Raw genomic sequence first — 21,075 nt, forward strand, 5'->3', positions numbered from 1 at the left:
GCTCCGGTACGAGGACGGGGCGTCAGGGTGCGGGCAGGTCGACCAGGGCGGCCAGCGCCTCCCGGTGGGCGCCGGCCGTTCCGTAGGCGATCGAGTCGGCCTTGGCCCTCTTCAGGTACAGGTGGACCGGGTGCTCCCACGTCATGCCGATGCCGCCGTGCAGTTGCAGTGCCTCCTCGGCCGCGTGGACGGCGACCCGGGCCGCGTGGGCCTGGGCGACGGCGACGGCGATGTCCGTGTCCGCGCCGGTCGCGAGGGCGTCGGCCGCGTTGCGGGCGGCGGCGCGCAGTCCGGCGATCTCCAGCCACAGCCGGGCGAGCCGGTGCTTGAGCGCCTGGAAGCCGCCGACCCGGCGGTTGAACTGCCTGCGTTCCTTGAGGTGACGGACCGTCTCGGTCAGCAGCCAGTCGGCGAGGCCCAGTTGCTCGGACGCGAGCAGCCCGGCACCGGTCCGCAGGGCCCGCCGCACGGCGGGCGCCGCCTCGCCGAGGCGGCGCCCGGTCACGCCGTCGAGGGCCACCCGGGCCACCGGCCGGGTCAGGTCCAGGGAGACCTGCGGCACGACGGTGGCGTCGGCGGTCCGCACCGCGTACAGGCCCCCGTCGTCCGCGGGCACGAGCAGTACGTCGGCGGCGGACGCGTCGGCGATGCCGGTCAGTTCCCCGTGCAGGGTGCCGTCTTCGAGCCGTACGGACGCGAACGCGCCGCCGGGCGCGACGTGGAGTCCGACGGCCAGGGCGGCCACGGTGGCGGCGGACGCCAGTTCGCCGAGCAGGTCGTCGGCGCCGCAGGCGAGCAGTGCCTCGGTGGCGACGACGGCACTCGTCAGATACGGCACGGGTGCGACCGCGCGCCCCAACTCCTCCAGGACGACCGCGGTTTCGCGGTGGGAGGCGCCCTGCCCGCCCAGTTCCTCGGGTATGAGCAGGCCCGCGAGTCCCATCGCGTCCGAGAGCGCCTTCCAGAGCGGGACGTCGTGCACGGCGGCCGACTCGCTGCGGGCGATGACGCCGGCGGGGTCGCAGTGGTCGGTGAGCAGGTCCCGCACGGCCGCGCGCAGCGCCTCTTCCTCCTCCGAGTGGAGCAGGGCGGGTTCCGGCTGTGCGCTCATCGGGCGAGGTCCTTCCATGCGACGTCCTTGTCGGTGCGCGGCTCGGCGGGCAGGCCCAGGACGCGCTCGGCGACGATGTTCAGCAGGACTTCGCTGGTCCCGCCCTCGATGCTGTTGCCCTTGGAGCGCAGGTAGCGGTATCCGGCGTCGCGGCCGGTGAAGTCGACCAGTTCCGGGCGGCGCATGGTCCAGTCGTCGTACAGCAGGCCCTCCTCGCCGAGGAGTTCCACCTCCAGGCCGCTGATCTCCTGGTTCAGGCGGGCGAAGGTCAGCTTCATGCCCGCGCCCTCGGGCCCCGGCTGGCCGGCCGCGAGTTGCTGGCGCAGGCGGACGCCGGTGAGCCGGGCGACCTCGGCCTCGACCCACAGGCCCAGCAGGCGCTGATGCGTGTCGTGGGTACGCAGTCCGGGGCGCTCGCGCCAGGTGGCGGCGACCTTGCCGATCATGCCGCCCTCGCGCGGAACCGGGGTGCCGCCGATGGCGACGCGCTCGTTGTTGAGCGTGGTCTGCGCGACCCGCCAGCCGTCGCCGACCTCACCGAGCCGCCGGGAGTCGGGGATGCGGACGTCGGTGAGGAAGACCTCGTTGAACTCGGCCTCGCCGGTGATCTGGCGCAGCGGCCGGACCTCGACGCCCGGGTCGCTCATGTCGCACACGAAGTAGGTGATGCCCCGGTGCTTGGGCACGTCCGGGTCGGTTCGGGCGATGAGGATCGCCCAGCGGGCGAGGTGCGCGCTGGACGTCCACACCTTCTGCCCGTTGACGACCCAGTCGTCGCCGTCCCGGACCGCCCGCGTGCCGAGCGCGGCCAGGTCGGATCCGGCGCCGGGCTCGCTGAAGAGCTGGCACCAGACCTCCTCGCCGGTCCACAGCGGGCGCAGGAGGCGGCGCTTCTGCTCTTCCGTGCCGTACTGGAGGACGGTCGGGGCCGCCATGCCGAGGCCGATGCCTATGCGCCGGGGGTCGTTGCCGGGGGCGCCCGCGGTCTCCAGTTCGGCGTCCACGACGGCTTGCAGGGCGCGTGGTGCGGCGAGGCCGCCGAGGCCCTCCGGGTAGTGCACCCAGGCGAGTCCGGCGTCGAAGCGGGCCCGGAGGAAGTCCAGGCGGTCCGTGTCGGCGGGCGGGTGCGCGGCCAGCAACTCCCGGGTGCGGCGGCGCAGTTCCGCTGCGGTGGTCATGCGGCTGCCTCCTTCGCGGGGACGACGGTCACGCGGCCGGTCGTCCGGCCGTCGGCGACGCGCTGCACGGCGTCCGCCGCCGCGTCGAGCGGCACCCGCTCGCTCACCAGCGGCCTGATCGCGCCACGCGCGGCCAGCTCGGTGAGCTGTTCGTGGCAGTGCCGGACCAGCTCCGGGTTCTTGGTGTTGTACAGGCCCCAGTGCAGGCCGAGGATCCCGTAGTTCTTGACCAGCGCGTGGTTCAGCGCGGGAGTCGGGATGGTGCCGCCGGCGAAGCCGACGACGACGATGCGGCCCTCGAAGGCGACGACCTTGGTGGACTGGGTGTACGCCTCGCCGCCCACCGGGTCGTAGATTACGTCGGCACCGCGGCCGCCGGTGGCCTCCTTGACCGCGGCGACGACGTCCTCTCCGCGCCGGTCGACGACCAGGTCGCAGCCCAGCTCGCGCGCGACGGCCGCCTTGTCCGGGCCGCCCACCACACCGATGACGGTCGCACCGGCGGCCTTGCCGAGCTGCACCGCCGCGCTGCCGACGCCACCGGCCGCGGCGTGCACCAGCAGGGTCTCACCCGCCTCCAGGCGGGCCCGGCGGTGCAGGCCGAACCAGCCCGTCTGGTAGCCGACGTGCAGGGCGGCGGCCTCGGCGTCGTCCAGGGTCTCCGGGGCGGGCAGCAGGGCCCGGGCGTCCGCGAGGGCGTACTCGGCTAGGCCGCCGTGCGGCAGCACCGGGGTGGCGAGGACGCGGCGCCCGTCCTCCGTCTCACCGCAGATCTCGACGCCGGGCGTGAACGGCAGCGGCGGCCTGACCTGGTACTGGCCCCGGCACAGCAGGGCGTCCGGGAAGTTGATGTTCGCGGCGCGGACCCTGAGCAGGACCTGGCCCTCGCCGGGAACCGGCGGCGCCGCGTCCACGAGGCGCATCACCTCGCCCGGCTCGCCGTTCTCGTGCACCTGCCATACCTGCATGCGGGGCCTCCACCGACTGCGTCGTCCGACCGGGTCTTTCGCATACTAAGCGGTCGCTTGTCGTTCGGGGAACAGCGGACGTCCGGGAATCAGCAGGCTCCGGGAAGCAGCCGGGCCCACGGCGCCGTACGTCACCGCGTCACGACCGCCGGGGCCGCGCCCGTACGTGCATCCGCTCACCCTGCGGACCGAAGAGGCTGAGGAACTCCGCAGGGCCCTCCCCCGTCGACCCGAACCAGTGCGGCACCCGGGTGTCGAACTCGGCGGCCTCGCCCGCGGACAGCACCACGTCGTGCTCGCCGAGCACCAGCCGCAGCCGGCCCGAGAGGACGTACAGCCACTCGTACCCCTCGTGGGTGCGCGGGTCCGGCTCCTCCTTGCGCCGGGGCTCCAGCACCTTGAAGGCCTGGAGGCCGCCCGCCTGCCGGGTGAGCGGCCAGTGGGTGCGGCCGTGGCGCACGATCGGCTCGGACCGCACCCGGGGGTCGCCGACGGGCGGGGCGCCGACCAGTTCGTCCAGGGGCACCTGGTGGGCCTGGGCGATCGGCAGCAGCAGTTCGAGGCTCGGCCGGCGCAGCCCGGACTCCAGCCGGGACAGGGTGCTCACCGAGATGCCGGTCGCCTCCGACAGGGCCGCCAGGGTCACCTCGCGCTCCTTGCGGAGCTGGCGGAGCCTGGGTCCGACACCGGCGAGGACATCGTCTGCAGTCATACGGATATTGCAGAATCGGCAACAACATTTGTCAATACCGGTAGACCCGAGCGACCTTCTCCGTGGAGGTGGTCACCATGACCGAGAAGAAGAAGTCCCCGGCCGGAACGTACGACGTGATCGTCGTCGGCGGCGGCGCGGCAGGGCTGTCGGCCGCGCTCGTGCTGGGCCGGGCTCGGCTGCGCACCCTGGTCGTCGACGCCGGTGAACCGCGCAACACGCCCTCGGAGCACATGCAGGGCTACCTGACGCGGGACGGCATGGCGCCCGCCGAGTTCCTGGCACTCGGCCGGGAGGAGATCGCGCGCTACGGGGTGGAGCTGGTCCGCGACCGCGTGACCGACGTGTCGCGGGACGGAGCCGGAGCCGGGGACGCGCCGTTCGCCGTGCGGCTGGCCGGCGGGGAGGGCGCTCGGGCCCGCCGGCTGGTCGTCACCACCGGGCTCAGGGACGAGCTGCCCGCCGTGCCCGGCGTCGCGGAAAGGTTCGGCCGGGACGTGCTGCACTGTCCGTTCTGCCACGGCTGGGAGGTCCGGGACGAGCCCTTCGGCGTCCTCGCCGCCGGTCCGCAGAGCGTGCACCAGGCCCTGATGGTGTCCCGCTGGTCGGCCGACGTGCGGCTCTTCCTGCACACCGTCGCCGAGGAGGAGCTGTCCGACGACGATCTGCGGCGGCTCGCCGCGGCGGGCGTCGGGGTGGTGCCCGGGGAGGTCGCCGGGCTGCGGATCGAGGACGACCGCCTCACCGGGGTCCGGCTGGCGGACGGGGCGACGCACGACCGTACGGTGGTGTTCGTCGCCCCGAAGGCGGTCCCGCAGACCGGTCTGATGGAGCGCCTGGGGGCGGAGTTCCAGGAGACCCCGTTCGGCGCCTACCCCGTGGTCGACCCGACAGGACGCACCACTGTGCCGGGCGTGTGGACCGCGGGCAACGCGATGGGCTTCGCCGAGCAGGTCGTGCACGCGGCGAGCGGCGGCTACCGCGCGGCGACCGCGATCGTCGGCGACCTGCTCATGTCGGACCTGGACACGGCCGTCGCCGAGTGAGGGCGCCCCCGTCCCCGGCCCCTGGGACGACCGCTCGTACGGCGGCCGGCGCACCGTGCTCCGCCCCCCCCGGGCCCCGGGGGGGGCGTACGGCCGAGGACGGCGGGCCGCGCTCGGGCCGGCCCAGGCAAGCCGTGGAGGCCACCACCCATACGGCAGCGAGCGACGCGTCACTCCCGGTCGCCGGTGAGACACCCGGAGCACCTGGAGCACCCGAGGCACCCAAGATCGCCCGAGGCACCCGGAGACCACCCGGCCGGGGGGGGACAGCGAGCCGCGCTCGGGGTCACCCAGGGATCGAGACCCGCCAAAGCCCGTAGCGACCTTCCCTGAGCCTCCGTGGGCCTTTGTGGACCTCCGTGGGCCGCCGTCGGCCGCCGGCCAGGACCCTCCCCCGGGAGCCGCTGCGGTCGCGGGGGTGTGCGGTGGCCGTGTCCGGTGCACCCTGACTGCATGCTGCTTGCCCGGTTGGCCCAGGTGTCCCGGGAGGTCGCCGAGACGTCGGCGCGGTCCCGGAAGACCGCCCTGCTCGCGGAGCTGTTCCGCGAGGCGGAGGCGGCGGACGTGCCGGTCGTCATCCCGTACCTGGCGGGACGCCTCCCGCAGGGCCGGATCGGCGTCGGCTGGAAAGTGCTGGGGCGCCCCGTCCCGCCCGCCGACGCGCCGACCCTGACCGTGCGTGACGTGGACACCCGCCTCACCCGGCTCGGCGCGGTGTCGGGCGCCGGTTCGCAGGCCGAGCGCACCCGGCTGGTCGGGGAGCTGATGGGCGCGGCCACCGAGGACGAGCAGCGCTTCCTGACCGGCCTGCTCACCGGCGAGGTCCGGCAGGGCGCCCTGGACGCGGCCGCCGTCGAGGGCCTGGCCGCGGCGACGGACGCTCCCCCGGCGGACGTACGCCGCGCGGTGATGCTCGCCGGGTCACTGCAGGGCGTCGCCGAGGCCCTGCTGGCGGAGGGCCCCGGGGCCCTGGACCGGTTCCGGCTCACCGTCGGCCGACCCGTGCTGCCGATGCTGGCGCACAGCGCGTCCTCGGTCGCCGAGGCGGTCGGCAGACTGGGGAGCGCGGCCGTCGAGGAGAAGCTGGACGGCATCCGTGTGCAGGTGCACCGCGACGGCGGCACCGTACGGCTCTACACCCGCACCCTGGACGACATCACCGACCGGCTCCCCGAGGTCACGGAGGCGGCCCTGGCGCTGCCCGGTGAGCGGTTCGTGCTGGACGGCGAGGTGATCTCCCTCGACGCGAGCGGCCGCCCCCGCTCCTTCCAGGAGACCGCCGGACGGGTCGGCTCCCGCACCGACGTGGCCACGGCGGCGCGGGCGCTGCCCGTCTCCGTGGTGTTCTTCGACGCGCTCTTCGTCGACGGCCGCGATCTGCTCGACCTGCCGCTGACCGAGCGGCACGCGGAGCTGGCGCGGCTGGTTCCCGAGCCGGCGCGGGTGCGGCGCACGCTGGTGCACGGTCCGGAGGGGACGCGGGAGGCCGAGGAGTTCCTCGCGACGGCACTGGAGCGCGGTCACGAGGGCGTGGTCGTCAAGGGGCTCGACGCCGCCTACAGCGCGGGTCGGCGCGGCGCGTCCTGGCTGAAGGTGAAGCCCGTCCACACCCTGGACCTGGTGGTGCTGGCAGCCGAGTGGGGCCACGGCCGCCGCACCGGCAAGCTCTCCAACCTCCACCTGGGCGCCCGCGCCGCCGACGGCTCCTTCACGATGCTCGGCAAGACCTTCAAGGGCCTGACCGACGCGCTGCTGACCTGGCAGACCGGGCGCCTCGGGCAGCTGGCCGTCGAGGAGCACGGCTGGGGCGTGACCGTACGTCCCGAACTCGTCGTCGAGATCGCCTACGACGGCCTCCAGCGCTCCACCCGCTACCCGGCCGGCGTCACCCTCCGTTTCGCCCGCGTGATCCGCTACCGCGAGGACAAGCGCCCCGAGGAGGCGGACACCGTGGAGGGGCTGCTCGCCGCGCACCCCGGGGTGGCGCGGTGAGGCGCAGCGCGGGCCTGCTGCTGCACCGGCGCGGTCCCGGCGGGGAGCGCCAGGTGCTCCTCGGTCACATGGGCGGGCCGTTCTACGCGCGGCGCGACGCCGGGGCGTGGACCGTTCCCAAGGGGGAGTACGACCCGGCCGAACCGGCGTGGGAGGCGGCCCGGCGCGAGTTCGCGGAGGAGCTGGGGCTGCCGCCGCCCGAGGGCGAGGCCGTCCCGCTGGGCGAGGTGCGGCAGGCGGGCGGGAAGACCGTCACGGTCTGGGCCGTCGAGGCCGACCTCGATCCGGCGGCGGTGGTCCCCGGCACCTTCCGCATGGAGTGGCCGCCGAGGTCGGGGCGGGTCGGGGAGTTCCCGGAGCTGGACCGGGTGGCGTGGTTCGGGCCGGACCGGGCCCGCGAGGTGATCGTGAAGGCGCAGGCCGCGTTTCTCGACCGGCTGGCTGAGCACTCGCACTGACGAGACGAATCGCTCGTGCACAGGTACGAGGAACCACGCGGCCCGCCCGCGTTGCGGCCGCCCGGGCCGCGCGCCAGGGTCGAAGCACATATCGGCACCCCAGGGAGGTCGGCCATGCCCATCGCGACGGTGAACCCGGCGAACGGCGAGACGCTCAGGACGTACGAGGCCATGGGCGAGGAGGAGATCGAGCGCCGGATCGAGCTCGCGGAGGCCACCTTCCGCACGTACCGGACGACAGGTTTCTACGAGCGGGCCGGGCTCATGCGCCGGGCCGCCGACCTCCTGGAGGCCGATCAGAAGGAGATCGGCCGGGTCATCACCACCGAGATGGGCAAGCCGGTCAAGCAGGCCCGCGCGGAGGCGGCCAAGTGCGCGAAGGCGATGCGCTGGTACGCCGACCACGCGGCCGGGCTGCTGGCCGACGAGGAGCCCGCCGAGGCCGACGTGAAGGACTCCGGCGCCTCCCGGGCCCTGGTCCGCTACCGGCCGCTCGGCCCGGTGCTCGCGGTGATGCCGTGGAACTTCCCGCTCTGGCAGGTGATCCGCTTCGCGGCACCCGCGCTGATGGCGGGCAACGTCGGGCTGCTCAAGCACGCCTCGAACGTGCCGCGGACCGCCCTGTACCTGGAGGACCTCTTCCACCGCGCGGGCTTCCCCGAGGGCTGCTTCCAGACCCTCCTCATCGGCTCCGCCGCGGTCGACGACATCCTGCGCGACGAGCGGGTGCGGGCCGCCACCCTCACCGGCAGTGAGCCCGCCGGCCGCGCGGTGGCCTCCACCGCCGGGGAGATGATCAAGAAGACGGTCCTGGAGCTGGGCGGCAGCGACCCGTTCGTCGTCATGCCCTCGGCCGACGTCGACCGGGCCGCCGACGTGGCGGTGACCGCGCGCACGCAGAACGCCGGGCAGTCCTGCATCGCCGCCAAGCGGTTCATCGTGCACACGGACGTCTACGACGCCTTCGCCGCGCGCTTCACCGAGGGCATGAGGGCGCTGCGGGTAGGCGACCCGATGGACGAGGAGACCGAGGTCGGACCGCTCTCCAGCGAGCAGGGGGTGAACGATCTCGTGGAGCTGGTCGACGACGCGGTGCGCGGCGGCGCGACGGTGCTGTGCGGAGGCGAACGCCCGGACGGTCCCGGCTGGTACTACCCGCCGACCGTGCTGGCGGGCGTCACCCGTGAGATGCGCATCCATCGCGAGGAGGCCTTCGGGCCGGTCGCCACGCTCTACCGGGCGGCGGACCTCGACGAGGCGGTGCTGATCGCCAACGACACGGACTTCGGGCTCAGTTCCAACGTCTGGACGCGCGAGGACACCGACGTCGACCGCTTCGTACGGGACCTGGAGGCGGGGGGTGTGTACGTGAACGGGATGACGGCGTCCCATCCGGCCCTCCCGTTCGGCGGGGTCAAGCGGTCGGGCTACGGGCGTGAGCTGTCCGGGCACGGAATCCGCGAGTTCTGCAACATCACGACCGTATGGCACGGAGCGTGAGCCCTGCGCGACTACGATCCCTATTGTGAACCGCGAAGTGACCCTGCCTCTGATCGTCGACGACCGCGGCACGCTCCAGGTCGCCGCGTCCGACGTGAGCAAGCTGCTGCGCACGGTGGGCGGGCGGTGGCTGCGGCTGGTGGAGACCGGCGAGGGGGGCCTGGACGAGGACACGGTCGCGGCCCTCACCATCGAGCTGGCGAAGCTGGCCGACCGCATCGACGTGGCCTGCATCGCCCACAGCAGCGACCGCTCCTCCTGACGCCGAGGGGGGTGTCGTCCGGATCCGGCCGGTTCCAGGCAACGGCGCCTTCCAGACGGCCCCGGCAGGATCCGGACGACACCCCCGGAGCCTCCCCGCCGGCCGCCGCGGTCCCCGGGACGGAGTAACCCCGCGAGAGATCGCCGTGCCGCTGGGTGATCGTGGATGGGCACCCCCGTAACAGGTGCAGCACTTTCCGGCCGGGGGCGTCAACCTTCCGCGAGGCGAAAGCAGGCACGGTTCATGGCGACTTTGTGCAGACCCTCGGTGTCCGTCCCGGAGCACGTGATCACGATGGAGGACACGCTGGAGCTGGCTCGCCGGCGCCACCCCGACCACCCCCAACTGCCGCTCGCCCTCCGGCTGATAGAGAACACCGGGGTCCGCACCCGGCACCTCGTGCAGCCCATCGAGGAGACGCTGAAGCACCCCGGCTTCGAGGACCGCAACAAGCTCTACGAGCGGGAGGCGAAGGCCCGGGTCCCGGCCGTGATCCGGCGGGCCCTGGACGACGCGGAGCTGCTCACCACCGACATCGACGTGATCATCTACGTCTCGTGCACGGGCTTCATGATGCCCTCGCTCACGGCCTGGCTGATCAACGAGATGGGTTTCGAGAGCACCACGCGGCAGATACCCATCGCCCAGCTCGGCTGCGCGGCCGGCGGTGCCGCGGTCAACCGGGCCCACGACTTCTGCACCGCCTACCCCGAGGCCAACGCCCTGATCGTGGCCTGCGAGTTCTGCTCGCTGTGCTACCAGCCCACCGACCTCGGCGTGGGCTCCCTGCTCTCCAACGGACTCTTCGGCGACGGCATCGCCGCCGCGGTGGTCCGCGGCCGGGGCGGCACCGGTGTGTCCCTGGAGCGCAACGGCTCGTACCTGATCCCCGAGACCGCCGAGTGGATCATGTACGACGTGAAGGCGACCGGCTTCCACTTCCTGCTGGACAAGCGGGTACCGGCCACGATGGAGCCGCTGGCTCCGGCACTCAGGGAGATGGCGAGCGGCCACGGCTGGGACGCCTCCGACCTGGACTTCTACATCGTGCACGCGGGCGGCCCCCGCATCCTCGACGACCTCAGCACGTTCCTCCAGGTCGACCCGCACGCGTTCCGCTTCAGCCGGGCCACGCTCACCGAGTACGGCAACATCGCCAGCGCCGTTGTCCTGGACGCGCTGCGCAGGCTCTTCGACGAGGGCGGGGCCGGCGAGGGGGCTCGCGGGCTGCTGGCCGGTTTCGGTCCCGGCATCACCGCGGAGATGTCCCTGGGCCACTGGCAGACCGCGGACGTGCGCCGGGACCTGCGCGAGGACATGGCACGGGAACTGCGACGGAGTGTGAGGCAGGCATGAGGGAAGAGACGATGTCCGAGGCGGCGCCGCCGGTCCGTCCGTGGCCGGCGGCCGACCTGCCGGGCAGCGACTTCGACCCGGTGCTGACCGAGTTGATGCGCGAGGGTCCCCTCACCCGCATCTCGTTGCCCAACGGCGAGGGCTGGGCGTGGCTGGTGACCCGCCACGACGACGTCCGGTTCGTCACCAACGACCCCCGGTTCGGGCGCGAGGCCGTCATGGACCGGCAGGTCACCCGGCTCGCCCCGCACTTCATCCCGGCGCGCGGCGCGGTCGGCTTCCTGGACCCGCCGGACCACACCCGGCTGCGCCGTTCGGTGGCCGCCGCCTTCACGGCGCGGGGCGTGGAACGGGTGCGGGAGCACTCCAGGGAGATGCTGGACGAGCTGGTCGACGCCCTGCTGGCGGCCGGTCCGCCGGCCGACCTCACCGAGGCCGTGCTGAGTCCCTTCCCCATCGCGGTGATCTGCGAGCTGATGGGCGTTCCGGCCTCCGACCGGCAGGCCATGCACACCTGGACCCAGCTGATCCTGTCCTCCTCGCACGGCGCCGAGGTCAGCGAGCGGGCCAAGCAGCAGATGAGCACCTACTTCTCCGACCTCGTCGGGCTCCGCGCGGACAGCACCGGCGAGGACGTCACCTCGCTGCTGGGCGCCGCCGTGGGCCGCGGCGACATCACGATGGCCGAGGCGGTGGGCCTCGCGGTCCTGCTGCAGATCGGCGGCGAGGCGGTCACCAACAACAGCGGGCAGATGTTCCACCTGCTGCTGAGCCGGCCCGAACTCGCCGAGCGGCTGCGCTCCGAGCCGGAGGTCCGCCCCCGGGCCATCGACGAGCTGCTGCGCTGGATTCCCCACCGCAACGCCGTCGGGCTGTCCCGGATCGCCCTGGAGGACGTCGGCATCAGGGGGGTGCGGGTCCGGGCGGGCGACGCGGTCTACGTGTCGTACCTGGCCGCCAACCGCGACCCGGAGGTCTTCTCCGACCCCGACACCGTCGACTTCGACCGCTCCCCCAACCCGCACGTGTCGTTCGGCTTCGGCCCGCACTACTGCCCGGGCGGCATGCTGGCCCGGCTGGAGTCCGAGCTGCTCGTCGACGCGGTCCTGGACCGGGTGCCGGGGCTGAAGCTCGCGGTGGCGCCCGAGGACGTGCCCTTCAAGAAGGGCGCGCTGATCCGCGGGCCCGAGGCCCTGCCGGTGACCTGGTGAGCGGGCTCGCGGCGGCCGCGGAGGGGCTGCTGGTGCCACCGGGGCAGGGCAGGGTCGTGCAGGCGCCGGCCCAGCACGTGACCTTCAAGGTGACGGGCTCGCACTCGCGCGCGGCGTCCACCTTCGAGGTGGTCGTGCCGCCGGGCTTCGACGTCGGCGCCCATGTGCACGCCCGCAGCGAGGAGCTGTTCTACGTGCTGGAGGGCGAGCTGGACGTGCTCGCCTTCGAGCCGCGGCTCCGCACCCCCGACAACTGGCGTACCTGGGAGTCGCCTTCGGGCAACCGGGTGGTCCGCGCGACGCCGGGCACGGTCATCGTCGTACCGCCCGGCTGTCCGCACGCCTTCGCGAACCCTACGGGCGAGCCGGCCAAGATGTTCTTCCAGGCCAGCCCGCCCCCGGACCACGAGCGGTACTTCGAGGAACTGCTGGAGATCCTCGCCGGCGGGGGCCCGCCGGACCACGCGGCCATCGAGGCGCTGCGGGCCCGGTACGACATCGAGCAGCTGACACCGCTCAGGCCCGGCCAGGACGCTTCCGACCGGGCCTAGCGGATCGGCCTGCTAACGGATCGGCACGCCCGCCAGGGTCCGTGCGATCACGAGCCGCTGGATCTCGCTCGTGCCCTCGAAGATGGTGTAGATCGCGGCGTCGCGGTGCATCCGCTCCACCGGGTACTCCCGCGTGTAGCCGTTGCCGCCCAGGATCTGGACCGCCTGGGCGGTCACCTTCTTCGCCGTCTCGCTCGCGAACAGCTTGGACATCGAGCCCTCGGCCGCCGTGAACTGCTTGCCGTTGACCGCCATCCACGAGGCCCGCCACACCAGCAGCCGGGCCGCGTCGATGGACGTGCGCATGTCGGCGAGCTGGAAGGCGACACCCTGGTTGTCGATGATCGGGCGGCCGAACTGCTCGCGGGTGCGGGCGTACTCCAGCGCCTCCTCGTAGGCGGCGCGCGCGGTGCCGACGGCCATCGCGCCGACCGCGGGGCGCGAGGCCTCGAAGGTGGCCATCGCCGCGTTCTTCACGCGCTCGCCGCCGCTCTTGGCCTTCTCCCGGGCGCGGGCCAGGCGGGCGTCCAGCTTCTCCTTGCCGCCGAGGAGGCAGGAGCCGGGTACGCGCACGTTGTCGAGGACGACCTCGGCGGTGTGCGAGGCGCGGATGCCGTGCTTCTTGAACTTCTGGCCCTGCGACAGCCCCGGTGTGCCCGGCGGCACGATGAAGGAGGCGTGGCCCTTGGAGCCCAGCTCCGGGTCGACGACGGCGACGACGACGTGGACGTTGGCGATGCCGCCGTTGGTCGCCCAGGTCTTGGTGCCGTTGAGCACCCACTCGTCCTTGGCCTCGTCGTAGACCGCGCGCGTGCGCATGGAGGCCACGTCGGAGCCCGCGTCGGGCTCGGAGGAGCAGAACGCGGCGACCTTCACGTCGTTGGCGTCGCCGTACATCTGCGGGATCCAGGTGCCGATCTGCTCCTCGGTGCCGTTGGCGAGGACGCCGACGGCGGCGAGGCCGGTGCCGACGATCGACAGGGCGATGCCCGCGTCGCCCCAGAACAGCTCCTCCATGGCCATGGGGATGCCGAGGCCGGTGGGGTCGAAGTACTGCTGGGCGTAGAAGTCGAGGGAGTAGATGCCGACCTTTGCGGCCTCCTGGATGACCGGCCAGGGAGTCTCCTCACGCTCGTCCCATTCGGCGGCCGCGGGGCGGATGACGTCGGCCGCGAAGCCGTGCAGCCAGTCCCGGACCTCCTTCTGTTCGTCGTTGAGCTCCATGGTGAACTCGGCCATGTCCCCTCCAGTGACGCACGTGCATGTTACTAACGGTAACTCGGAGTCTGTTACCGGTCGGTAGGAAAAGTCAACTCCCGAGGCCCGTCACCTCCCGTTCGATGGGCGGTGCCCTGTGAGTGTTAGTTTGCGCAGGCGTCACGGAAACAGCACGGGTGGGGAGAGCACATGGACACCACACAGCGGACCGGCCAGCAGCGGTCCGCCGACCACAGGCGTCGCGAACTGCTCGAGGCCGCCGACCGGGTGGTGCTGCGCGACGGTCCGCACGCCTCGATGAACGCCATCGCCGCCGAGGCCGGCATCACCAAGCCCATTCTCTACCGCCACTTCGGCGACAAGGGCGGACTGTACGCCGCCCTCGCCATGCGGCACACGGACGCCCTCCTCGCCTCGCTGCGCGCCGCGCTGGACGCCCCGGCGGAGCGGCGGCAGCGCGTCGAGGCCACCCTGGACACCTATCTGGCGGCCATCGAGGCCCGCCCGCAGGTCTACCGCTTCCTGATGCATCCGGCGGACGGCGCCGCCACCCCCGGCGACCAGGCCGAGCAGGGCTTCGACGTCGGCAAGCACTCGGCACCGCTGCTGCGCCGCATGGGCGAGGAACTGGCCCAGGTCATCGAGGAGCGCCTCGACGTCGGCCCGGGCACCCAGCAGCTGGCCCGGGTCTGGGGGCACGGCATCGTCGGCATGATGCACGCCGCCGGGGACTGGTGGCTGGGCGAACGCCCCTGCACCCGGGCGGAGTTGGTCGGCAGCCTGGCCGACCTGCTGTGGGGGCGGCTCGCCGCCGCCGGGGACAAGGCGGGCGGCCCCGGCTTCTGACCGCCCTGCGCCCGCGCCGGGCCCCGCTCCTCAGCGGCTCCAGGGGGCCCGCGCCGCCTTCCGCATCAGCCGCCGGTGACGCAGGCCCGACAGGCGCTCCGGGTACACCCGGCCCGCCAGGTGGTCGCACTCGTGCTGCAGGCAGCGCGCGAAGAACCCCGTCCCGCGTACGGTGACGGGCTCCCCGGTCACCGTGACGCCGGTCACGACCGCCTCGTCGTACCGCTCGACGCCGGCCTCCAGACCCGGCAGCGACAGACAGCCCTCGGGGCCGCGCACCACCACCCCGCCGGCCTCCACCGGCCGCGGGTTCACCACGTGCCCGAGGTGCCGCTCGTCCTCGTCGTCCGGGCAGTCGTACACGAAGACGCGCACCCCCTCGCCGACCTGGTTCGCGGCCAGTCCGACGCCGCGGGACGCGTACATGGTCGCGAACAAGTCCTCCACGAGCGCCGCCAGTTCCGGACCGAAGTCCGTCACCTCGGCGCAGGGGGCGTGCAGGACGGGGTCGCCGAGGAGGGCGAGGGGGCGGACGCGCCCGTGGGCGCCCGGGATGGAGCCGTGTCGCATGACCGTCAGAGTAAGGTCCCTGTGTCCCCCGGCGGCACGCGCCCGCCGCCGGAACCGGGTGGCCGGTGCCGCGATTCGGGAGTGCGAATGGATCTCGATAGGCTGAGGTCCACACCACGTGGCCGTCAGGCTTCACAGGCTTCAGGCGCGGCGCGTACGGCAAGGAGGATCGAGAACTGATGGCAGGCAACTCGGACCCGCTCACGCCGCGGGCCAAGATCGCCGTGACCGCGGGCAAGGCGGTCGCTAGGGCGTCCCGCGCCGCCGGACGGGGCAGCGGTTCGGTGATCGGCGGCCGGGTCGCGCTGAAACTCGACCCCGACCTCCTCGCCCGGCTCGCCGGACACCTGGACGTGACCCTGGTCTCGGCGACCAACGGCAAGACCACCACCACCCGGCTCATCGCCGAGGCGCTCAAGGCGGCCGGCCCGGTCGTGTCCAACGCGCTCGGCGCCAACATGCCGGCCGGCATCACCTCCGCCCTGGCGAGCGGCGCGGAGGCCCGTTACGGCGTCATCGAGGTCGACGAGAAGTACCTCGTCGGCGTCGCCCAGGCCACCGACCCCAAGTGCATCGCGCTGCTCAACCTCTCCCGGGACCAGCTCGACCGCGCCGCCGAGACCCGGATGCTCGCGGAGAACTGGCGCGAGGGCCTGGCCGGTTCGAAGGCCGTGATCGTCGCCAACGCCGACGACCCGCTGGTGGTGTGGGCCGCGTCCTCCTCCCCCAACGTCATCTGGGTCGCCGCCGGGCAGATGTGGAAGGACGACGCCTGGTCCTGCCCGTCCTGCGGCGGCGTGATGCAGCGCCCCGGGGACGACTGGTTCTGCGGCGAGTGCGGCTTCCGCCGCCCGACGCCCAGCTGGGCCCTGTCCGGCGACCACGTCCTCGACCCGCACGGCTCCGCCTGGCCGATCCACCTCCAGCTGCCGGGCCGCGCCAACAAGGCCAACGCCGCCTCCTCGGCCGCCGTCACCGCCGTCTTCGGGGTGCCGCCGCAGGTCGCCCTGGAGCGCATGTACCAGGTGCAGGCGGTCGCCGGACGCTACGACGTGGTGCAGTTCCAGGGCCGCGACCTGCGGCTGCTGCTCGCCAAGAACCCCGCCGGCTGGCTGGAGACCTTCTCCCTGATCGACCCGCCGCCGGCCCCGGTGATCCTCTCGGTGAACGCGCGCGGCGCCGACGGCACCGACACCTCCTGGCTGTGGGACGTGGACTACACCCGGCTGACCGGCCACCCGATCTGCGTGGTCGGCGACCGCAAGCTGGACCTCGCGGTGCGCCTGGAGGTCGCGAACCAGCAGTTCCAGGTGTGCGAGGACCTCGACCAGGCCGTGCAGCTGTGCCCGCCGGGACGCATCGAGGTCATCGCGAACTACACCGCCTTCCAGGACCTGCGCCGCCGCGTCGGCAACTGACCGCGAGACTTCAGGGGACTTCCGTGAGCGACAACCAACTGCGCATCGTCTGGATCTACCCGGACCTGCTGAGCACGTACGGCGACCAGGGCAACGCCCTCGTCGTGGAGCGCCGGGCGCGGCAGCGGGGCCTCGACGTGGCCCGGCTCGACGTGCGCAGCGACCAGCCGATCCCGACGTCCGGCGACATCTACCTCATCGGCGGCGGCGAGGACCGGCCGCAGCGGCTGGCGGCCGAGCGGCTGCGGCGCGACGGCGGCCTGAACCGGGCGGTGGAGAACGGCGCGATCGTCTTCTCCGTCTGCGCGGGCTACCAGATCCTGGGCCACGAGTTCATCAACGACCTCGGCCAGCGCGAGCCGGGCCTCGGCCTGCTCGACGTGGTCTCGACGCGCGGCGAGGGCGACCGGTGCGTCGGTGACGTCCTCGGCGACATCGACCCGCGCCTCGGCCTGCCCCCGCTGACCGGCTTCGAGAACCACCAGGGCGTCACCCACGTCGGGCCGCACGCCCGTGCGCTCGCCCAGGTCCGCTTCGGCAACGGCAACGGCACGGGCGACGGCACCGAGGGCGCGTACAACGACACGGTCTTCGGCACGTACATGCACGGTCCGGTGCTGGCCCGCAACCCGCAGATCGCGGACCTGCTGCTGAAGCTGGCCCTGGACGTCAACGCGCTGCCGCCGACCGACGACCGCTGGTACGAGGCACTGCGGGGCGAGCGGATCGCGGCCGCGCAGCAGCCCGCGTGACCTGCTCTCCCCGGCCCGTCTGATGGCCCGTCCGCACAGCTGAGCGGCCTCGTCCAGCAGACGGACGCACGGTTCGGCCCCGCCCCCTCGTACCGCTAGGGTGGCGGGGAATCGAGCCGGACAGCGCGGTCCGGACCCGTGCCACGTTGAGAAGGTAATTCGGGCTATGCGCATTGGTGTGCTCACGTCCGGCGGCGACTGCCCCGGCCTGAACGCCGTCATCCGGTCCGTCGTGCACCGCGCCGTCGTCGACCACGGCGACGAGGTCGTCGGCTTCCGGGACGGCTGGAAGGGCCTCCTGGAGTGCGACTACCTCAAGCTCGACCTGGATGCGGTCAGCGGCATCCTGGCGCGCGGCGGCACCGTACTGGGCTCCTCGCGGGTCCGTCCCGAGCACCTGCGCGACGGCGTGGAGCGCGCCCGGGGCCACGTCGCGGAACTCGGCCTGGACGCGATCATCCCGATCGGCGGCGAGGGCACCCTGAAGGCGGCCCGGCTGCTGTCCGACAACGGCCTGCCGATCGTGGGCGTGCCCAAGACCATCGACAACGACATAGCGGTCACCGACGTGACGTTCGGCTTCGACACCGCCGTGACCGTCGCCACCGAGGCCCTGGACCGGCTGAAGACCACCGCCGAGTCCCACCAGCGGGTGCTGATCGTGGAGGTCATGGGCCGCCACACCGGCTGGATCGCGCTGCACTCGGGCATGGCCGCGGGCGCCCACGCCGTGGTCGTGCCGGAGCGCCCCTTCGACATCGGCGAGCTGACCGCGAAGGTCGGCGAGCGCTTCTCCGCGGGCAAGCGGTTCGCGATCGTGGTGGCCGCCGAGGGCGCCAAGCCGAGGGCCGGGACGATGGACTTCGACGAGGGCGGCAAGGACGTCTACGGCCACGAGCGCTTCGCCGGCATCGCCCGCCAGCTCTCCATCGAGCTGGAGGAGCGGCTCGGCAAGGAGGCGCGCCCGGTGATACTCGGTCACGTCCAGCGCGGCGGTACGCCGACGGCGTACGACCGGGTCCTTGCCACCCGGTTCGGATGGCACGCGGTGGAGGCGGTGCACCGCGGGGAGTTCGGGATGATGACGGCCCTGCGCGGGACGGACATCCGGATGGTGTCGCTGGCGGACGCGGTGGAGTCGCTGAAGACGGTGCCGGACGCGCGGTACGCGGAGGCGGAGTGCGTGCTGTGACCCGCCGGACGCAGCTCGGGGCTTGAGACGGTTCGCGGTCTGCGGGCCGTCGGTGGCCGGCCGCGCAGTTCCCCGCGCCCCTTTGGAGCGCGCTCCGGGCGCCCCCGGTCGTAGGGGGCGTCCGGGGCGGTTCTAGGCTTGGCTCCGGACAAGGGGCGTTCAATCGCTCTCAATCAGCACGAAACAGGAGCCGGCGGATGGATCACAGCGGGCACGGCATGATGACGGATCTGCCGCCGTTCACGCTGGGGCGGGGTCTCGCGTGGTCGGCGGACCCCTTCTTCCTGGTCGCCTGCCTCCTGGGGCTGGCGCTGTACGGCTGGGGCGTCCTGCGGCTGACCCGGCGCGGCGACAAGTGGCCGGTCGGGCGGACCGTGTCCTTCGTCGTCGGTGTGCTGAGCGTCGCGCTGATGATGTGCACCAGGCTCAACGACTACGGCATGGTCATGTTCAGCGTGCACATGGTGCAGCACATGATCATCAGCATGGTGTCGCCGATCCTGCTGCTGCTCGGCGCCCCCATCACGCTGGCGCTGCGCGCCCTGCCCCCCGCGGGCCGCGGCCGCAAGGGTCCGCGGGAGCTGCTGCTGATGCTGCTGCACAGCCGCTACATGCGGATCATCACGCATCCCGCGTTCACCATCCCGCTGTTCATCGCGAGCCTCTACGCGCTGTACTTCACCCCGCTCTTCGACTTCCTGATGGGCTCGTCGGCCGGGCACATCGCGATGATGGTGCACTTCCTCGCCGTCGGCGTGGTGTTCTTCTGGCCGATCATGGGCGTGGACCCGGGACCGCACCGGCCGGGTTACCTGATGCGGATGCTGGAGCTCTTCGCCGGCATGCCGTTCCACGCCTTCTTCGGCATCGCGCTGATGATGGCGTCCGCGCCGATGGTCGGGACGTTCGAGAACCCGCCCGCCTCGCTCGGCATCGACGCGCTCTCCGACCAGAACGCGGCCGGCGGCATCGCCTGGGCCTTCAGCGAGGTCCCGTCCGTGCTGGTGCTGCTGGCCCTGCTGTTCCAGTGGTACGCCTCCGAGGAGCGCCGGGCCCGGCGCAGCGACCGGGCCGCCGAGCGCGACGGGGACAGGGAGCTGGCGGAGTACAACGCCTATTTGGCCTCGCTGAACGCACGCGGCTGACCGCCCGCTCAGCACGGGCCCGGGGCCGTATCTCGCCCTCCCGCACCCTTCGGCGCCGGATCCGGGGCACCATGGAGGGGAGCGGACAACGAGGAGGGTGTTGCGATGCCCGGTTCCACGGACAGTTCGACGAAGACGATGGGGGCCTTCACCATCGGCGGCCTGGTGGCGGTGACGGCCTACACGGTGGCGCTCGGCAGCAACGGCTGGCTGTGGTTCGGCTGGGTCGTGCTGGGCCTGATCACCCTGGCGCTGGTGACCACCCGCAGTGCCTGAGCCCCGTGCGGGGCACCCGGTGACTCACTCGCGGCCGATCCGGCCCGCCGAGTGCACGCCCGGCTGGTACTTCGGCAGCCGGACCGTGATCTTCATGCCCGCGCCGACGGCCGTCTCGATGACGAGGCCGTGGTCGTCTCCGTAGACCTGGCGGAGGCGGTCGTCGACGTTGGAGAGGCCGATGCCGCCCGAGGGGCTGACTTCGCGGGCCAGGATGCGCCGCAGGAGCCCGGGGTCCATGCCGGCTCCGTCGTCCTCGATCACGACGAGGGCCTCCGCGCCCGCGTCCTGCGCGGTGATCTGGATGCGGCAGCGGTCGGCCTTGCCCTCCAGGCCGTGCTTGACGGCGTTCTCGACGAGCGGCTGGAGGCACAGGAAGGGCAGCGCGACGGGCAGCACCTCGGGCGCGACCTGGAGGGTGACGGCGAGGCGGTCGCCGAAGCGGGCGCGCACCAGCGCCAGGTAGTGGTCGATGGCGTGCAGCTCGTCGGCGAGCGTGGTGAAGTCGCCGTGTCGGCGGAACGAGTAGCGGGTGAAGTCGGCGAACTCCAGGAGCAGCTCGCGGGCGCGCTCGGGGTCGGTGCGCACGAAGGACGCGATCACCGCGAGCGAGTTGAAGATGAAGTGCGGGGAGATCTGGGCGCGCAGGGCCTTGATCTCGGCCTCGATCAGCCGGGTGCGGGACTGGTCCAGGTCGGCCAGCTCCAGCTGCACGGAGACCCAGCGGGCGACCTCGCCGGCCGCGCGGACCAGGACGGCGGACTCGCGGGGCGCGCAGGCGACGAGGGCTCCGTGCACCCGGTCGTCGACGGTGAGCGGGGCGACGACGGCCCAGCGCACGGTGCAGTCGGGTGTGTCGCAGGTGAGCCGGAAGGCCTCTCCGCGGCCGGTCTCCAGCGGTCCGGCGAGGCGTTCCATGACCTCGGCGCGGTGGTGGGCGCCCACGCCGTCCCAGACCAGGACCTCCTTGAGGTCGGTCAGGCACAGCGCGTCGGTGCCGAGCAGGGAGCGCAGCTTGCGTGCGGACCGGCCGGCCGTCTCCTCGGTGAGACCGGCCCGCAGCGGGGGCGTGGCCAGGGAGGCGGTGTGCAGGGCCTGGAAGGTGGCGTGCTCGACCGGGGTGCCCAGGCCGCCGAGGTGCTGCGGGCGTGCCGTGCGGCGGCCCAGCCAGAAGCCGGCGGCGAGCAGGGGCAGCAGCGCGACGGCCAGACCGGCCAGAAACCCGCCCAGGGAGCCGCTCACGGCGCCCCCCGCTCGTCCGGCGCCCCCGACGGCCCGCCCTCGGGCGGCCCGCTCCCGGCCTGCGAGCCCCC

Annotated in this window: 21 protein-coding genes; 14 read left to right on the top strand and 7 right to left on the bottom strand. The window is 73.0% G+C overall.

The window, feature by feature from the left end:
* Positions 1 to 22 precede the first annotated feature (22 nt).
* The 4 genes from IG94_RS0102545 to IG94_RS0102560 form a co-directional block, all read right to left on the bottom strand.
* Positions 23 to 1,111: an acyl-CoA dehydrogenase family protein gene (locus IG94_RS0102545; RefSeq protein WP_031030245.1), complete on the bottom strand. Its 1,089-nt coding sequence runs from the start codon at positions 1,109 to 1,111 to the stop codon at positions 23 to 25.
* Complete coding sequence (locus IG94_RS0102550; RefSeq protein WP_031030248.1) at positions 1,108 to 2,289, bottom strand: acyl-CoA dehydrogenase; 1,182 nt, start codon at positions 2,287 to 2,289, stop codon at positions 1,108 to 1,110. The genes IG94_RS0102545 and IG94_RS0102550 overlap by 4 nt, the downstream gene beginning before the upstream one ends.
* Entirely contained in the window at positions 2,286 to 3,257 is a 972-nt protein-coding gene (locus IG94_RS0102555) for an NADPH:quinone oxidoreductase family protein (RefSeq protein WP_031030251.1), read from the bottom strand. The genes IG94_RS0102550 and IG94_RS0102555 overlap by 4 nt, the downstream gene beginning before the upstream one ends.
* A gap of 139 nt (positions 3,258 to 3,396) precedes the next feature.
* Positions 3,397 to 3,969, bottom strand: a complete 573-nt coding sequence (locus tag IG94_RS0102560) for a helix-turn-helix domain-containing protein (protein WP_031030253.1) — start codon at positions 3,967 to 3,969, stop codon at positions 3,397 to 3,399.
* A 77-nt stretch (positions 3,970 to 4,046) separates the two neighbouring features.
* Between IG94_RS0102560 and IG94_RS0102565 the strand changes: the two genes are divergently transcribed.
* From IG94_RS0102565 to IG94_RS0102600, 8 genes are all read left to right on the top strand, one after another.
* Positions 4,047 to 5,015 carry an NAD(P)/FAD-dependent oxidoreductase gene (locus tag IG94_RS0102565; protein ID WP_043482796.1) on the top strand — a complete coding sequence of 323 codons (969 nt, stop codon included), beginning with the start codon at positions 4,047 to 4,049 and terminating at the stop codon, positions 5,013 to 5,015.
* Positions 5,016 to 5,468: 453 nt separating this feature from the next.
* Entirely contained in the window at positions 5,469 to 7,007 is a 1,539-nt protein-coding gene (locus IG94_RS0102570) for an ATP-dependent DNA ligase (protein ID WP_031030271.1), read from the top strand.
* Positions 7,004 to 7,465, top strand: coding sequence for an NUDIX hydrolase (locus IG94_RS0102575; RefSeq protein ID WP_031030273.1), 462 nt, complete (start codon positions 7,004 to 7,006; stop codon positions 7,463 to 7,465). Before IG94_RS0102570 ends, IG94_RS0102575 begins: the two co-directional genes overlap by 4 nt.
* Before the next feature lie 114 nt (positions 7,466 to 7,579).
* Positions 7,580 to 8,965, top strand: coding sequence for an NADP-dependent succinic semialdehyde dehydrogenase (locus IG94_RS0102580; protein ID WP_031030275.1), 1,386 nt, complete (start codon positions 7,580 to 7,582; stop codon positions 8,963 to 8,965).
* A gap of 25 nt (positions 8,966 to 8,990) precedes the next feature.
* Positions 8,991 to 9,227: a DUF6213 family protein gene (locus IG94_RS0102585; protein ID WP_031030278.1), complete on the top strand. Its 237-nt coding sequence runs from the start codon at positions 8,991 to 8,993 to the stop codon at positions 9,225 to 9,227.
* Positions 9,228 to 9,392: 165 nt separating this feature from the next.
* Entirely contained in the window at positions 9,393 to 10,583 is a 1,191-nt protein-coding gene (locus tag IG94_RS0102590) for a type III polyketide synthase (RefSeq protein ID WP_224227930.1), read from the top strand.
* Positions 10,580 to 11,794 (top strand): cytochrome P450, encoded by a 1,215-nt coding sequence (locus tag IG94_RS0102595; protein ID WP_031030284.1) that lies wholly within the window; start codon positions 10,580 to 10,582, stop codon positions 11,792 to 11,794. The genes IG94_RS0102590 and IG94_RS0102595 overlap by 4 nt, the downstream gene beginning before the upstream one ends.
* Positions 11,791 to 12,345, top strand: coding sequence for a cupin domain-containing protein (locus IG94_RS0102600; RefSeq protein ID WP_031030285.1), 555 nt, complete (start codon positions 11,791 to 11,793; stop codon positions 12,343 to 12,345). Before IG94_RS0102595 ends, IG94_RS0102600 begins: the two co-directional genes overlap by 4 nt.
* Before the next feature lie 12 nt (positions 12,346 to 12,357).
* Here the strand turns inward: IG94_RS0102600 and IG94_RS0102605 are convergent, their stop codons facing one another.
* The gene (locus IG94_RS0102605) at positions 12,358 to 13,584 is read right to left on the bottom strand and encodes an acyl-CoA dehydrogenase family protein (protein ID WP_031030288.1); all 1,227 of its coding nucleotides are present in this window, start codon (positions 13,582 to 13,584) and stop codon (positions 12,358 to 12,360) included.
* 168 nt (positions 13,585 to 13,752) lie between these two features.
* On the opposite strand from IG94_RS0102605, the gene IG94_RS0102610 reads away from it, so the two are divergent.
* A complete protein-coding gene (locus IG94_RS0102610; RefSeq protein WP_031030291.1) occupies positions 13,753 to 14,409 on the top strand; it encodes a TetR/AcrR family transcriptional regulator in 657 nt (218 codons plus the stop codon).
* A gap of 30 nt (positions 14,410 to 14,439) precedes the next feature.
* Here the strand turns inward: IG94_RS0102610 and def are convergent, their stop codons facing one another.
* Entirely contained in the window at positions 14,440 to 14,979 is a 540-nt protein-coding gene (def, locus tag IG94_RS0102615) for a peptide deformylase (RefSeq protein WP_031030294.1), read from the bottom strand.
* A gap of 179 nt (positions 14,980 to 15,158) precedes the next feature.
* Between def and IG94_RS0102620 the strand changes: the two genes are divergently transcribed.
* The 5 genes from IG94_RS0102620 (at position 15,159) to IG94_RS41465 (ending at position 19,762) form a co-directional block, all read left to right on the top strand.
* Complete coding sequence (locus tag IG94_RS0102620) at positions 15,159 to 16,397, top strand: Mur ligase family protein (RefSeq protein ID WP_031030297.1); 1,239 nt, start codon at positions 15,159 to 15,161, stop codon at positions 16,395 to 16,397.
* Between the two features lie 23 nt (positions 16,398 to 16,420).
* Entirely contained in the window at positions 16,421 to 17,149 is a 729-nt protein-coding gene (locus tag IG94_RS0102625) for a type 1 glutamine amidotransferase (RefSeq protein WP_031030300.1), read from the top strand.
* Positions 17,150 to 17,315: 166 nt separating this feature from the next.
* Complete coding sequence (locus IG94_RS0102630; RefSeq protein ID WP_031030303.1) at positions 17,316 to 18,341, top strand: 6-phosphofructokinase; 1,026 nt, start codon at positions 17,316 to 17,318, stop codon at positions 18,339 to 18,341.
* A gap of 197 nt (positions 18,342 to 18,538) precedes the next feature.
* Entirely contained in the window at positions 18,539 to 19,486 is a 948-nt protein-coding gene (locus IG94_RS0102635) for a cytochrome c oxidase assembly protein (protein WP_031030307.1), read from the top strand.
* Positions 19,487 to 19,591: 105 nt separating this feature from the next.
* Complete coding sequence (locus IG94_RS41465) at positions 19,592 to 19,762, top strand: hypothetical protein (protein WP_031030311.1); 171 nt, start codon at positions 19,592 to 19,594, stop codon at positions 19,760 to 19,762.
* A gap of 24 nt (positions 19,763 to 19,786) precedes the next feature.
* Here the strand turns inward: IG94_RS41465 and IG94_RS0102645 are convergent, their stop codons facing one another.
* Positions 19,787 to 20,992 (bottom strand): sensor histidine kinase, encoded by a 1,206-nt coding sequence (locus IG94_RS0102645; protein ID WP_031030313.1) that lies wholly within the window; start codon positions 20,990 to 20,992, stop codon positions 19,787 to 19,789.
* Positions 20,993 to 21,075 lie beyond the last annotated feature (83 nt).

The organism is Streptomyces olivaceus (genome assembly GCF_000721235.1).
GTDB lineage: Bacteria > Actinomycetota > Actinomycetes > Streptomycetales > Streptomycetaceae > Streptomyces > Streptomyces olivaceus.